Annotated in this window: 16 protein-coding genes; 8 read left to right on the top strand and 8 right to left on the bottom strand. The window is 45.9% G+C overall.

Annotation, left to right across the window (positions count from 1 at the left end):
- The first annotated feature begins 59 nt into the window (after positions 1–59).
- The 3 genes from ACUVJL_RS30945 (at position 60) to ACUVJL_RS30935 (ending at position 1,932) form a co-directional block, all read left to right on the top strand.
- A complete protein-coding gene (locus tag ACUVJL_RS30945; RefSeq protein ID WP_445249331.1) occupies positions 60–347 on the top strand; it encodes a tetratricopeptide repeat protein in 288 nt (95 codons plus the stop codon).
- A gap of 73 nt (positions 348–420) precedes the next feature.
- A complete protein-coding gene (locus ACUVJL_RS30940; RefSeq protein WP_445249330.1) occupies positions 421–1,338 on the top strand; it encodes a hypothetical protein in 918 nt (305 codons plus the stop codon).
- A 300-nt stretch (positions 1,339–1,638) separates the two neighbouring features.
- Complete coding sequence (locus ACUVJL_RS30935; protein WP_445249329.1) at positions 1,639–1,932, top strand: DUF3288 family protein; 294 nt, start codon at positions 1,639–1,641, stop codon at positions 1,930–1,932.
- A gap of 185 nt (positions 1,933–2,117) precedes the next feature.
- On the opposite strand, the gene ACUVJL_RS30930 is transcribed toward ACUVJL_RS30935, so the two are convergent.
- The 7 genes from ACUVJL_RS30930 to ACUVJL_RS30900 form a co-directional block, all read right to left on the bottom strand.
- Positions 2,118–2,387 carry a DUF2442 domain-containing protein gene (locus ACUVJL_RS30930; protein ID WP_333108088.1) on the bottom strand — a complete coding sequence of 90 codons (270 nt, stop codon included), beginning with the start codon at positions 2,385–2,387 and terminating at the stop codon, positions 2,118–2,120.
- Positions 2,350–2,604 carry a DUF4160 domain-containing protein gene (locus tag ACUVJL_RS30925; RefSeq protein ID WP_333288196.1) on the bottom strand — a complete coding sequence of 85 codons (255 nt, stop codon included), beginning with the start codon at positions 2,602–2,604 and terminating at the stop codon, positions 2,350–2,352. Before ACUVJL_RS30925 ends, ACUVJL_RS30930 begins: the two co-directional genes overlap by 38 nt.
- A 167-nt stretch (positions 2,605–2,771) precedes the next feature.
- Entirely contained in the window at positions 2,772–5,585 is a 2,814-nt protein-coding gene (gene secA / locus ACUVJL_RS30920; protein WP_445249328.1) for a preprotein translocase subunit SecA, read from the bottom strand.
- Positions 5,586–6,181: 596 nt separating this feature from the next.
- The gene (locus ACUVJL_RS30915) at positions 6,182–6,436 is read right to left on the bottom strand and encodes a hypothetical protein (protein ID WP_445249327.1); all 255 of its coding nucleotides are present in this window, start codon (positions 6,434–6,436) and stop codon (positions 6,182–6,184) included.
- Positions 6,437–6,579: 143 nt separating this feature from the next.
- On the bottom strand, positions 6,580–7,005 hold the full coding sequence (locus ACUVJL_RS30910) for a retroviral-like aspartic protease (protein ID WP_445249326.1): 426 nt from the start codon (positions 7,003–7,005) through the stop codon (positions 6,580–6,582).
- On the bottom strand, positions 6,998–7,360 hold the full coding sequence (locus ACUVJL_RS30905; RefSeq protein WP_445249325.1) for a hypothetical protein: 363 nt from the start codon (positions 7,358–7,360) through the stop codon (positions 6,998–7,000). The genes ACUVJL_RS30910 and ACUVJL_RS30905 overlap by 8 nt, the downstream gene beginning before the upstream one ends.
- An 18-nt stretch (positions 7,361–7,378) precedes the next feature.
- Positions 7,379–8,311 (bottom strand): ribonuclease Z, encoded by a 933-nt coding sequence (locus ACUVJL_RS30900; protein ID WP_445249324.1) that lies wholly within the window; start codon positions 8,309–8,311, stop codon positions 7,379–7,381.
- 270 nt (positions 8,312–8,581) lie between these two features.
- On the opposite strand from ACUVJL_RS30900, the gene ACUVJL_RS30895 reads away from it, so the two are divergent.
- The 3 genes from ACUVJL_RS30895 (at position 8,582) to ACUVJL_RS30885 (ending at position 10,324) form a co-directional block, all read left to right on the top strand.
- The gene (locus ACUVJL_RS30895; RefSeq protein ID WP_445249323.1) at positions 8,582–9,757 is read left to right on the top strand and encodes a SpoIID/LytB domain-containing protein; all 1,176 of its coding nucleotides are present in this window, start codon (positions 8,582–8,584) and stop codon (positions 9,755–9,757) included.
- The gene (locus ACUVJL_RS30890; protein WP_445249322.1) at positions 9,726–10,004 is read left to right on the top strand and encodes a hypothetical protein; all 279 of its coding nucleotides are present in this window, start codon (positions 9,726–9,728) and stop codon (positions 10,002–10,004) included. Before ACUVJL_RS30895 ends, ACUVJL_RS30890 begins: the two co-directional genes overlap by 32 nt.
- A gap of 77 nt (positions 10,005–10,081) precedes the next feature.
- On the top strand, positions 10,082–10,324 hold the full coding sequence (locus tag ACUVJL_RS30885; RefSeq protein ID WP_445249321.1) for a hypothetical protein: 243 nt from the start codon (positions 10,082–10,084) through the stop codon (positions 10,322–10,324).
- Between the two features lie 177 nt (positions 10,325–10,501).
- Here ACUVJL_RS30885 and ACUVJL_RS30880 read toward each other — a convergent pair whose 3' ends face one another.
- On the bottom strand, positions 10,502–11,815 hold the full coding sequence (locus tag ACUVJL_RS30880; protein WP_445249320.1) for a hypothetical protein: 1,314 nt from the start codon (positions 11,813–11,815) through the stop codon (positions 10,502–10,504).
- Positions 11,816–12,426: 611 nt separating this feature from the next.
- Between ACUVJL_RS30880 and ACUVJL_RS30875 the strand changes: the two genes are divergently transcribed.
- Together ACUVJL_RS30875 and gatC are read left to right on the top strand one after the other, a co-directional pair.
- Complete coding sequence (locus ACUVJL_RS30875) at positions 12,427–12,948, top strand: photosystem I assembly protein Ycf3 (RefSeq protein WP_445249319.1); 522 nt, start codon at positions 12,427–12,429, stop codon at positions 12,946–12,948.
- Between the two features lie 169 nt (positions 12,949–13,117).
- Positions 13,118–13,399, top strand: a complete 282-nt coding sequence (gene gatC / locus ACUVJL_RS30870; protein ID WP_445249318.1) for an Asp-tRNA(Asn)/Glu-tRNA(Gln) amidotransferase subunit GatC — start codon at positions 13,118–13,120, stop codon at positions 13,397–13,399.
- Positions 13,400–13,692 lie beyond the last annotated feature (293 nt).

The following is a 13,692-nucleotide window of genomic DNA, read 5'->3' as shown; positions in this document are numbered from 1 at the left end:
AACTTTTCGGTACATGAACGAAAGTGCTGCTGTGCATGGCTTTTGACTAATTTTAGCTCATAGTCTTACACATTGTCAACGCCGAACGCGAGTCAAAGTCTTTTGAGGTAAGGGTTTTAGGCTTATTCAGCAAGCCCTATGTTAATTTTGGCAGTATGTTTTACAAACAAGGGCGGCTCGATGATGCCATAATGTACTATCACAAAGCTATTGCTATTCAACCGGATTTAGCCGCAGCTTATTGGAATTTAGGCAAAATTTTGGAACAGCAAGGGCGAATCAATGAAGCTTTATTTTATCAAAAAAAAGCTCTAGATTTACAGCCGGAGTTAGAAGCAATTAAGTAAAAAATAAGACTTAGTTGGAGAGGAATGTTATAGTCGGAATAATTCAATCATTAACGATGCAAGCTGGATCAACATGGAAATTAACCAGAATCCGCTCGAATTGCTAACGGCTAAAGTACGAGAAAGTGTTGCAGATACCCAAAACTTAGCCAACGAAATCGCTGCTAAAGTTGAGGAAAGTGCAACTGTATTAACGGCGTGGGTACAATCAGCGCCAAGTTCAATGGTTAGTGCCGGGGCGATCGCCACTCAAGAAGCTTTTAAAATAGCACATAACATCCGTTTTGAGAACCTGCCAACAAGTCTGCAATTCAAATTTGCTAGGGCTGGGGTGCGTGATGGAATCCGAAATGTGCAAGAAGCAGCAAAAGTATTTGAATATATACCCGCCCAAATTCGCGCCCAAGGCCCAGAAGCAATTCGCAACTTCTGCCAAGATAAAGATTGGAGTCACATCCAAGCGCACGTTAATGGAGGCGGAAGCGAAGCTGCTAACGGGATTTTTGAATATTTTTGGGTGAATCGTGATCGCGGTGGTAAAGACATGACTGCGGCAGAATTAGCAGTCGCTAAGCAAGTTTTAGCGGATGCAGCGTTTAAAGCAGCAGTTGCGGAAATCGTGGGGGCTGCAATGAAAGGGGCGATCGCCGCTGCAGTAATTGAGTTAATATTTTCTATCTTAGAAAACTCGCTATTGTGCGTGGAAGGCAAAATTACTCAGTCAGAGTTAGTGGAAGAAGTCGCCACTGCCACCGCCAAAGCTGGCATTGCTGGCGGTGTTGTTACTGGCATTCTGTTAACACTGTGCATGATATTTCCCCCCATTGCGGCGCTTTTAGGTGCCGCAGCGATGCCCTTGGCGGTTGCAGGTATTGGTTTTATGGGAATTCGCGCCTGGGAAATCTTTTGTCAGGGCGATCGGCTATTTGGTATTACTGAACAAACACAAAAATTTCTGGGGATGACTGAACAGTTGACTGTTGACTGTTGACTGTTGACTGTTGACTAATGACTACTGACTAATGACTAATGACTGTTAACTGTTATGATACCCGAATTAAACCGTTTATGAAGCGCGGATTTAATACTCTATTCATTAGGTTATTCAGGACTTACGCACTCCGACAAAGAAACCGGGTTTTTTACCTAATATGCGGGCTGCAACCTGTGTATTTTCGTAAAAAAACCCGGTTTCTGGGCCCCCATACGTAAGTCCCGTTATTTATGTCCGCGCTTTGGGGTGGCGGTTGCTTGTAGCAACATTTTCAGATGATTGGGAAATATAAATAGTATGGATTCAGTAGAAAAAACTCAAGATCAGCAGCATCCGCAATACAAGCGCGATCGAGCCAGTGTCGATACTTTATTAGCCTCAGAAGCAACCGACTACCATTTATCAGAATTAGCAAGATTAATAATTCGCTACCGAGGCTTTCCCGGCGCTAGAGATATTCAATCCGACTTACAAAAAGTCCTGCAACAATGGAATTATACCGAAGAAACTCTTTACAAACAAACCCGTAAAATTCACACTAAAGGTGAAGTTTACAGGAAACAAAAAAGCGATCAAGAAGATTGGCTTTAATCTCAAATCTACCTTAAATACCTCCTTTATCTCTTACGTGAGAAAGGCTATATTACGAAAGCTTAGAAGTGAATTATAGCCTTTCTCAGTAACATGAGGTAGTACCTGGCTTAAAGCATAGGGCAGAGGACCCACGGGCATAGGGCATACCTCACCACGCTTGAGAACCGCTATAGCGATCGAAATTAATGAGTAATTTTAGGCCTCGGAGCCGGTGCACCTCGCAGCATTCCTTCTGTACTGAGGTCTTCATCAATTTCTTCCCAGTGAATGCCATAGCCTCCTCCACATACTTCCCATTTTTCCCTTTGATCGGGCGTTGCATGAAACAATCTTGGATACCAAATTAAAGGCACGGTAATGATTCGTCCATCCATCAAATCAACACTAATGGTTTCTTCTGTAAAATGAATGTGTTTAACTCTCTCGTCCGCTCGAATCGCCAAAATACCCATACCAAGCCTCCAATAGCGTTTGTTTATTTTCTTGTACTACCGACTGTATTTTACGAAGTTCTTTAGCACTAAAACCAAGGTTGTTTCCTAAACTGACTGGCTCCAACCAAAATTTAACCGATGATTTGTCTCTGTCAATATGAACATGAGGTGGTTCATTTGGTTCATGGCTGTAAAAGTAAAGTCGGTAAGGGCCTATTCGTAAAATAGTTGGCATAATTCCAGGTTATACAATATTTCAATGCGAATATCTGTATTTGGTCTTCTTTTATTCTTCTTCCATGACATGGGTGGTGTAAAATCAACTTCCAGGAAGAGCCTGGAAGCAACAGTCAACAGTCAACAGTCAACAGTCAACAGTCAACTGTTAACTGTTAACTATCTTCAAACCATCTCTGGCGAAACTTGCATGGCCGGCTGCGGCTGGAACTGGAACAGCGAATAAACCACATTGCGGCGGATATCCGTCATCATGTCCAAAAACAGCTCGTAACCTTCAGTTTTGTACTCGATCAGCGGATCTTTCTGACCGTAACCGCGCAGCCCTACAGACTCGCGCAAAGCATCCATTTGTTGCAAGTGTTCCCGCCACAAAGTATCAATTTGCTGCAAAATAAAGAACCGTTCCGCATCTCGCATCAATTCGGATCGGATTGCATTAACTTCCGCTTCTTTAATGTCGTAAGCATTGCGGACTTGTTCGTGCAGGAATGTTTTAATTTCCTCAACGGACAAATCTTCTAGCTGATCCGGTGTCATGTCAGCCAGCAGATAAACAAATTCCTTCACCTTGCTCACAAGTTTGTCGAGTTCCCATTCTTCCGAAGGTAAATCGGGATTGATGTATGCTCCCACGATGTCATCCATCGTCTGTTCGGCATATCTAATTACCTGTTCCTTGGAGTCCAAACCTTCCAATACTCGGCGACGTTCCGCATAGATTGCTCGACGCTGATTGTTCATCACTTCGTCGTATTCAAATACCTGCTTGCGGATATCGTAATAGTAAGTTTCGACTTTTTTCTGAGCGCCTTCGAGGGAACGAGTCAGCATTCCAGATTCGATCGGCATATCTTCCTCAACACCGAAAGCCTTCATCAAACCGGCCACCCGTTCGCCGCCGAAAATCCTGAGCAAATTGTCTTCCAAACTCAAGAAAAATCGCGTAGAACCAGGGTCTCCTTGGCGTCCCGCCCGGCCGCGCAACTGATTGTCGATCCGGCGCGATTCGTGGCGTTCGGTACCGATGACGTGCAAGCCTCCCAACTGCACCACTTCATCGTGTTCGGTGCTGGTAAAAGCATCGTACTCCTTGCGAGTTAAATTGTAAGCTTCCCGCAATTTTTGAATTACCGGGTCTTTTGTCGGCGCTTTTTCCGAAGCTATGGCCACGATATCATCGGCTTGCAATTCCGTGAGCGATCGCGCGCCGTACTCCTTCACCGCCAATTCCACCGCCGCCACGAGCATTTGTTTGGCATTGTTCGATAGTTCCGTCGGGAAAATCTGCGCCGAAGCTTTCCAAGACTTTACCTTTTTCGTGGGAGCAAAACCTTGAGGTGCGGGGCGGCCACCAATACCCGGCACTTGCACCACCGAAAACCCGTCGTCATCCTCGGGTTGCACGATCCGGGGCATAAAATACTCCCGCAACTTGAGGCGCGCCATGTACTCAGAATTACCGCCCAAAATAATATCAGTACCGCGTCCCGCCATGTTTGTAGCGATCGTCACAGCGCCTTTGCGTCCGGCTTGAGCGATAATTTCTGATTCCCGCTCCACATTTTCCGGTTTAGCATTAAGCAAATTGTGAGGAATTTTCCTCTCCTGCAGCAGCCGCGACAGCAACTCCGACTTTTCCACGCTTGTAGTGCCCACCAGCACCGGCCGACCCATATCGTGCATTTCCGCGCATTCTTGGGAGATGGCATTCCACTTCCCAGCCTCCGCCTTGTAAACCATATCGGAAAGGTCTGTGCGGCTGGTAATGCGGTTAGTGGGAATCAGCGTCACTTCCAGATTGTAAATCTTCTCAAACTCCGTCTCTTCAGTCTTTGCCGTCCCAGTCATGCCCGACAGCTTCGGATAAAGCAAAAAGAAATTCTGATAAGTAATTGTCGCCAGCGTCTGAGTTTCCGGCTGAATTTCCGCCCGTTCCTTCGCTTCGATCGCCTGGTGCAAACCGTCACTCCAGCGCCGTCCCGGCATCACCCGGCCGGTAAACTCATCCACAATCACGACTTCGCGATCGGGAGTGACGATATAGTTAATATCCTTAATAAACAATTCCTTGGCCTTAATCGCATTAAAAATGTAATGCGCCCAAGGGTCAGCCGGGTCGTACAAATCCGTAACACCCAACAACCGCTCAGCTTCACCAAAGCCTTCATCGGTCAATAGCACATTCCGAGCCTTTTCGTCAACCTCGTAATGTTCTTCATTTTCCTTGATCAGAGCCGCAGCCACCTCAGCCGCCCGGATGTACTTCTCGCTGGGCCGTTCCACTTGGCCGGAAATAATCAGAGGCGTTCTGGCTTCATCAATCAGCACCGAGTCAACTTCGTCAATCACGCAGAAATTGAAAGGGCGCTGCACGACATCTTCCATGACAGTAGCCATGTTGTCGCGCAAATAGTCGAAGCCGACTTCGCTGTTAGTGGCGTAGGTAATATCGCAGCTATAATTTTTCTTTCGTTCGACCTGATCCATGCCCTGCTGAATCAGTCCCACAGTCAATCCCAGGAAGCGGTGCACCTGTCCCATCCATTCCGCGTCGCGTCTGGCGAGATAATCGTTGACGGTGATGATGTGTACGCCTTTACCGTTGAGGGCGTTGAGGTAAGCCGGCAGCGTGGCCACGAGAGTTTTGCCTTCACCGGTTTTCATTTCGGCAATTTGGCCTTTGTGCAGGATAATGCCCCCGAGGAGTTGGACATCAAAGTGGCGCATTCCTAAAACCCGTTGTCCTGCTTCCCGCACCACTGCAAAAGCCTCGGGCAAGATTTCGTCTAGGAGCTCTTTCTCTTCGTTGAGAGATTTAGCTTTTGCCAGACGTTCTTTAAACTCCGCCGTTTTGCCTCTGAGGTCGTCGTCTGAGAGTGCGCGGAATTCTTGTTCCAAGATATTGATATCAGCTACCCAAGGCTGAAATTTTCTCAGTTTGCGCGCGTTGGGGTCGCCTAGCAGATTTTTAAACATGGCAGGAGAGGCAGATTTTTAATAATTTAGCTATTAGCTTTCAGGGTTACGGGCTGTAGTGTTAGCCACAACATATACCCTCCCCGATTGTAGCAACCATTGGCTCTCCTCGGCCGTGGCTGCGGTCGATCGACCGATTTTGGATTTTCGATTTTAGATTTTCGATTGAATAATTGGCTTCTCTTGTCCCTTGCTGATTAAGCAAATCATTTCCACAAACTATTGAGTAAGGGCGTTATGCGGGCAGTTTGTGGATTAGGTGTATAGCCCGCAGGCGGATGAGGAGATTTTAGAGCCACGGGAAGTCATTGTAATTCTGTCATTCTGAGCCAACCGAAGAATCTCGCTCGATTCTTCGCGGAGTTTACTTGCAGAACCCTTCACTCCGTTCAATGGTAAACTCCGGGTCGGGAGCAAAATGACAGACATTATACCTCTTGCAAAAATCCTTTTCATCAATTGATGGGACGGGCAAGATGCCCATCCCACAAGAAAAAATAAATCTTGTGGGATGGGCATCTTGCCCGTCCTAATTATTTTTGCAAGAGGTCTAATAGATGCGTAAGTCCTGTACTCAACAAAACGGTTACTGATTTTTATTTATTGACGAACTTATAAGCTTGATAACCTCCGTAGGTTAAAAGTGCCCCTGCTGCCACAATTCCTGCAACTGGGAGAGTCACGGGAGCAGCCACAATAGTTGTTGCTGTCGTTGTCAAGCCCAACCAACCTGCGACACCAGCAGCAGGCACTGTTGAAGTAGTGGCTATAGGTACGGTGGCAATTGTAATTGAACCCCCCAATGACGAACCACCAAGTGCAGCGATTCCAGCGATCAACTCGTTTTTCATTTCTCTAATTATTGTGATGATTTTATATCTTCTTTCATAATTTACTGCATTTTTTGTGGCCTGTCAATATCGAATCTAAAAACATCATGATTTTCCAGTGTCTATACCGGGCTGCAACGCAGCATTTTAAAAGATTGATAATCTCAACCATCCCTCAATTTAGGGCACACTTCAAACGCTAATTGTGACCCATAAAAACAAACATCAAACTCAGTAAAAAAATTAGTTCGCCCTAAAAGAATCGGAATATTATTCACCCTAGTCCATGCGAAAACTAACTGAACTGGATCAAAGTCCCCTACTTTTGCCAAGACTAATAACCCTTTCGTTTCAGCACTCGCTAAATTCCCCGCTAAAGTAACAGAAAATCTTTGCTCTTCCCAAATTGCCCCTAACTGCACCCCAACATTATAGGGCAAAACATTTACACTAGCTCCTGTATCCTGTAAACCCATAACTTCAACAGAACGATTTTGATAAGTTAGTGTTAAAGGCAGATACGGAACATCAGCTAAAACACCAATTTCATCTCGTTTAGGTTGAAAAGGATATCGCCTACTATTAAACATTTTGAGTTTGTTTCTGCTCTATTTCTAGTAACTGCGTCAATTGCTCTGCTGCACTATTAGAAGTATGCACTGAATATATAATTTCAGCCGATTCATTACCCATTACAATTCCTTCTTCTTTCGCCATTTCTGCTATTAAAAACAGCATCATTTGAAACTTTTGGGCACGAGACAATTGCCGAAGTTGGGCTAATAATTCAAGATTTGACATAAAACACCATAGAATTAGTTTTTGCATTTTATCATGACCTTGAGATTTCAACCACTCCAAAACAGCACAGCCAATGCGTAAGTTTTGAACGGGCCCTCCTAGCCCGCCCCGATCGCCATCATTGAAAATGCTGTCACATCTCAAGTCAGATAAACCCTAGTTTTAAACAGGTCTGGGTACTTCGTAAGTCAAAAAGTCATAGGCCATTTTCGTATTCGGAAAAATTGCCTGCGCTTCCTTGAGCAAATCATCCAGGACGATCGCATTCCCCGGAGCGTAACGCGGGCTAAAATGCGTCATAATTAGCTGTTTCGCCCCAGCGATCGCAGCCACTTGAGCCGCCATAGTCGAAGTTGAATGCAGGCGATCGAAAGCCATTTGAGCATCTTGATGAGCAAAAGTAGCTTCATGCACCAACAAATCAGCCTCCTTCGCCAATTCCACCGCCCCGTCACAAAAAACCGTGTCAGTACAATACACAAACTTGCGCCCGATTTGATCCGGGCCGCAAAAATCCGAACCTTTAAACAGTCGCCCGTCCGATAACTTTACCGTCTTTCCTTGTTTTAATTGACCGTAAAGCGGCCCCGAAGGAATACCCGCAGCCTGAGCTTTTTCTACATCAAAATGTCCCGGACGGTCTTTCTCAGTTACTCGATAACCAAAAGCAGTAACTCGGTGCTTCAAAAGGCCGCAGCTAACAATATATTCGTCATCTTCATAGATGACACCCTCGTGACTTTTGTGCACCTTCACCGGGTAAGAAAAATGAGTTTGAGAATAGCGAACGCCAGCTTGCAAATATTCTTCAAGTCCCGGAGGCCCGTAAAGATCGATGCGCTTGACATTCCCCGCCAAACCGCAGCTAGCCAGCAAACCCATTAAGCCGAAAATGTGGTCCCCGTGCAGGTGAGTGATGAAAATGCGGCTTAGTTGGCTGACTTTTAGGTCGCTGCGGAGAAACTGGTGCTGAGTTCCTTCGCCGCAGTCAAACAGCCAGAGTTCCGCTCGCTGGGGCAAGCGGAGGGCAATGCTGGAAACGTTGCGCGATCGCGTGGGGACACCAGAGCTAGTTCCGAGAAATGTAATCTGCAAGAGTCAAATCACCTCAATTAAGTCTTTAAAAATATGTTACATATATCCAGAGTGCGGCTAATCCGACCTACAGGAAATAGTCGCAGCCAGGAACCGGGATAAATCGCTGTTCCTGCGAACATCTAGTTGCTAAAATCATTTTCGACAAGGGTACAGAGTGCCAAACCCAATTCTAACGTTTTCTTTCTTTCGTTCCTCTTCCTTTTTCCCGAACCCCAGCTTCCCCTTAAAACTTGTCAAACTCATACAACATAAAAGGAAAATTTTCAAATGCAGTCAGGAGTATTTTTTGCTTCCGTTCTTTCGACATTAAAAAAACGCTACTTTTGGATTTCGTTGTTGTTTTGGCTGGTAATGGTAGCCCCAGCCCAGGCCGCGCTGATCTTGCGAGTAGCGGTACAAGACGGGGCAAGTCAGGTAAAAGTCGGCAGTTCTACTAAGGCTGCAATCCGCGACGGCAGCGGGCGCAATTTGGGCGAACTGTCGGCAAACAGTTCTCAGTCGGCTCAATTTCGATCGGGAAAAGTGGCTCTAGGTCGCTGGGCAGCCAACCAAGTTTGGATCGAGCCGACCGGGAACGGTTATGTTTGGATTGGCGATCGTTGGTATCGGGGACGCACGCTTCTAGTTCCTCAAAGAGGAGGCTTGACTGCCGTCAACTACGTCGATATCGAACAGTATCTCTACAGCGTTCTCGGCGCCGAAATGAGTGGCAATTGGCCTCAAGAGGCTTTGAAAGCCCAAGCAGTCGCCGCCCGTTCCTACGCTATCCACCAGCGCCTCAAAAGCCAAACCGACCTTTACGACGTGGACAATACTCAGTCTTCGCAGGTTTACAAAGGATTGCAAACAGAATCTTCTGGCACTTATGCCGCAGTCGATGCAACCGCCGGTCAAGTTCTGGCTTACAACGGTCAGATTATTTTAGCCGTTTTCCACTCTGCCTCTGGGGGACATACTGAAAATGTCGAGGATGTTTGGGCCGAACCCCTGCCTTACCTGCGTGCTGTTCCTGACTTCGACCAAGGGGCGCCGGTTTACCAATGGAAAGAAAATTTTTCCCGGGCTCAAATTAGCAACAAGATTTCTGGCGTGGGGAATGTGATCTCGATGAAGCCAGAACGGACTACGGCTTACGGCAGCGTTTTGAAGATGAAAGTAGTCGGAGATGGCGGTTCTAGGGTCATGACTGGCGCCGATTTACGCCGGGTTCTAAATTTGAGGAGTACCCGCTTTACTGTGATTCCTCAGTACGCGGGCGGTGGGAACGGCAGGAACGGTGGCCAAGCTCCTATCGGTTTTCAAGTTGCTGGCAAAGGTTTCGGTCACGCTGTAGGAATGAGTCAGTGGGGGGCCTACAATTTGGCCAGGCAGGGATACGGCTACCAGCAGATTTTGTTGCACTATTACCGGGGTGCTACTTTGGCTAGAATTGCAGTGCAGTAACTGCTGCAAATGGGGAAGGAAGTTCGGCAACGGATTCTGTAACGGATGTAACGGATGTAACGGATGTCAGGAAGAAGGAAGAGGGAAGTTCGGTAACGGATGTAACGGATGTCAGGAAGAAGGAAGAAGGAAGAAGGAAGAAGGCGGAAGGAAGAAGGAAAAAACAGCTATTCCTGTATCCGTGACTTCCGTGTCGTGGATACAGGCAATTGGGAAGGGGGAATTGGGAATTGGGAATTGGGAATGACTAATGACTAATGACTAATGACTAATGACTAATGACTCATGACTCATGACTCATGACTAACTACCTTAAGGATTGCTATGAAAAAGTGGGAGTATCTATTTGTGGATGCGAATATGTATCCTTTTGGCAACAAGCTGATTAGTTTATATGTAAACGGTGAAGAACTGCGAGATTGGAAACAAGGCTCGTTGCATCTATTTGTCAATCATTTGGGGGAGGAGGGATGGGAACTTGTGGCGATGGATCACGACTCGAAGTATGACCAAAATGCTTTGATTTTTAAACGCCCTAAGGTTGTTAAAAAAAAAGTAGGATTATAAAAAATTATGACATCAATAAAGATTGACATTTTCCACCATTCTTAGCAACGGGCTAAAAGCCCGTTCCCCAACAAAGATATTTTATTGTGGAACAGGCCTCATGCCTATTATTGAAAAGGGTGCAAGATTTTAGTTCAACCTAACTTAACAACAAACAACTGTTTTTTGTCATTAGTATTACAAGTTTTCCGAGCGATCGATCCTGCGCTGCCATTCCGCATCTATTTTTGCAGACTGTTCTAGTTCTTGTTGGGTTAATTCGGTTTCTGTTGTATAAGCTAAGTCTTCTCCAGTCAGAACGTTTTCGGCTGCAAATTCCCGGGCGTAGGCCAGTTTTTGGAGCAAGTTGGCATCGGGTTCGTTTAATAATATTGCTCGCTGCTGACGCTCTTGATTGCGGGCTTCTATCCGGCTATTTTTCCACTGAATCCAGAAGTAGCGAATTAAAGGAATTGCCAGAAATCCGACGCCGTAAATCAGGATCATTGGATAAATAGCACTGACGAAACCGATAAATCCACCGGCGATCGCACTATGGCTTAATAGATTCCCCAAAACTAATGCACCGACAAGATTGAGGGCTCCTAACCCTGCTGCGAGCATGATTTGTCCGGAACTGGCGTTGCTGAAACGCCACAGCATTTCTCGCAAATAAGCTGCTACTGGTTCAGAATTTCTCTCGGTGGCTGTGGTTTGCAATTGCGGAAAATGGTAGACTATTTGCCCTTGGGGACTGACTTCGGGGCGGCCGTCAAAACGAGCGAGAGCCGGTAGCATATATTCTTCGTATTCTCGGGCGTATCCCTGTCCGAGATTTTCGAGATATGGGGCAATTTGTTCGGCGACGACGGCGCCTCGGTTGTTGCGAATTGCAGTGGCAATATCGCTCCATTTGCGCTCTTCTAGATTGTGATTTGGGTTGCCGTCTCCAAAGATAAAGGAGAAAACTGCTTCCAGAAAACTCATCTGGGGCTTTTGGCCAGTTAAGCGCGATCGCTGCTGGTAGTATGGTTCGTCATGGTTCCAGTAAAATATCCAGAGTAAGTCGTTCCAGAAGTAGGGAAAAAAGAAAAAGCCGCCGCCTCTGTCGCCCCCGCCGCCACCTTCTCCTCCTCCTCCCCCGTTATTGCTATCGCTGCTGGAGAGTAAAATCGTGATAGCAACAAAAATTAAGAGGATAGAAGCTACCAGCACTATGCCAAAAGATATCCGAATCAGGTAAAATAGAATCCGCCAGATTTTTTGCCACCATTCCTGCAACTGCAAGCGCAAGAATTTGTTTCGCAAAATATCTCGAAAGTTTTTGGGAAATAGGTAGGCAATGTCGCCGGATTCTGCTACTTGCAGGTTGCCGCCTGCTTCGGAGGCGAGGGTTAACAGTTCTCGCTCGGCAAAATTGACATCTAATCCAGCTTTTGCCGCCACGTCTCCAACCGTAACGCGGTAGCCAAGTTGTTCGACGGCTTGCATAATGGTGGGATTCGGAGCCATAGGTTTCTCTCTGTGAAAATTACCCGGTTATTTTTATTATATATTGCGGGAATTCGAGCTGGTTTTGGCGATCGGGTTTCTGATTGTTTTTGAGGCGGCCCTTGACTTTGGGGCAAAATATTGCTAGTGTTTTGCCGAATAACTTTTAAGTGTTGGCTAAACTCGCATAGCTTAATAAAACTTTGTGATTGAATTTCTCCTCGGCATTTGCTTTTGCTTGTTTGCCAAAAGCGACAACGGCGGGGGATTGTGGGTACAGTTAGTAGGGTACGCTGCGCGATCGCCCGTAAGCGTTGCTTGCACAAGAGGATAGCCCGTGCACCCTACAGCAGAACTTTTCCTTTCTGGGCGGTTGTTTTTAAGTTTTGTGTAGAGTGCGAGAGATAGGTTAAAGAAATCTAGTTTTTTTGCAAGTCTTGCAAGAGTTATCTAAAATAGATAGAGCTTGCGCGGCTGTTAAACCCAAGGGCGTGTTTTAAGGTTCGCACTTGCGATCGACTAGACTTGTTAGCGCCCTCAACACAACTGCCAACTGAAACAGTTGCGCAATTATTAATAGGAAAACTTTACAGGCTAATTTTTCTGATTAGCCACTAACCAAAGAATCGCATATGCCAAGAACTCAACGCAACGATAACTTTATTGACAAAAGTTTCACGGTAATGGCTGATATCATCCTGAAGATTATGCCGGCCAAAAAGCAGGCGAAGGAAGCTTTTGCTTATTACCGGGATGGTATGTCAGCTCAAGCAGATGGCGAATATGCTGAAGCGCTGGAAAATTATCATGAAGCGCTGAAGCTGGAGGAAGATCCTTACGATCGCAGTTATGTCTTGTACAATATAGGGCTGATCCATACTAGCAACGGCGAACACGATAAAGGTTTGGAATATTACAGCGAAGCCCTGGAGCTCAATCCGAGAATGCCGCAGGCGCTGAATAATATTGCTGTGATTTACCACTATCAAGGGGAAAAAGAAAAGGAAGCTGGCAATCTTGAAGCGGCGGAAGGGCTGTTTGATAAAGCGGCGGATTATTGGAAGGAGGCTATTCGCTTGGCCCCGAACAATTACATTGAGGTGCAAAATTGGCTGAAGACGACAGGTAGAGCGCAGATTGATGTGTATTTCTAACTATGATGGGAATGGGGCATAGGGCATGGGGCATGGGGCATGGAGCATAGTTAGTAGTTAGTCGTTTCTCTAATAACAAATAACAAATAACAAATAACCAATTCCCTATGCCCAATTCCCCATGCCCAATTCCCCATGCCCAATTCCCAATTCCCAATTACAGATTTTTATGATTGACAGAGAAGAAGTTCGGAAAGTAGCGAATTTAGCTCGATTAGAATTAACGCCTCAAGAAGAAGAGCAGTTTACCAGTCAACTGAACGGTATTTTGGATTATTTTGAGCAGTTGAGCGAACTGGATACGAGTAATGTGGAGCCGACAACGCGGGCGATCGATGTTAGTAATGTAATGCGATCGGACGATTTGCAACCTTTTGCTAACGGAGAAAGTATTTTGCAGGGAGCTCCCGATCGCGATGGGGAGTTTTTTAAAGTGCCTAAGATTATGTAGTCTTTATGAACAGGCAAGATGCCTGTTCCACAAGAGAATTAATCTTCTGTGGAACAGGCATCTTGTCTGTTTTTGAGAATTAATCTTCTGTGGAACAGGCATCTTGCCTGTTTCTGAGAATGGTGCAACATACAGCAGTTTCCGATGCTATATAGCCCACATTCCGCAGATGTGGGTCGGATTTTTTTATCTGTTGTTAAAACTTGGAAGCGAAACGCTTTTGGGCTGAAATTATGCAGTTTTAGCATTACAGAAGTTTGTCAAATTTACCTAAACTAAGTAAGTTGAAATAA

The sequence above is a fragment of the Microcoleus sp. OTE_8_concoct_300 genome (assembly GCF_031383065.1).
Classification (GTDB): Bacteria; Cyanobacteriota; Cyanobacteriia; order Cyanobacteriales; family Microcoleaceae; genus Microcoleus.
The sequence above is the reverse complement of the archived record's forward strand: the minus strand, read 5'-3'. Positions and strand labels throughout refer to the sequence as shown.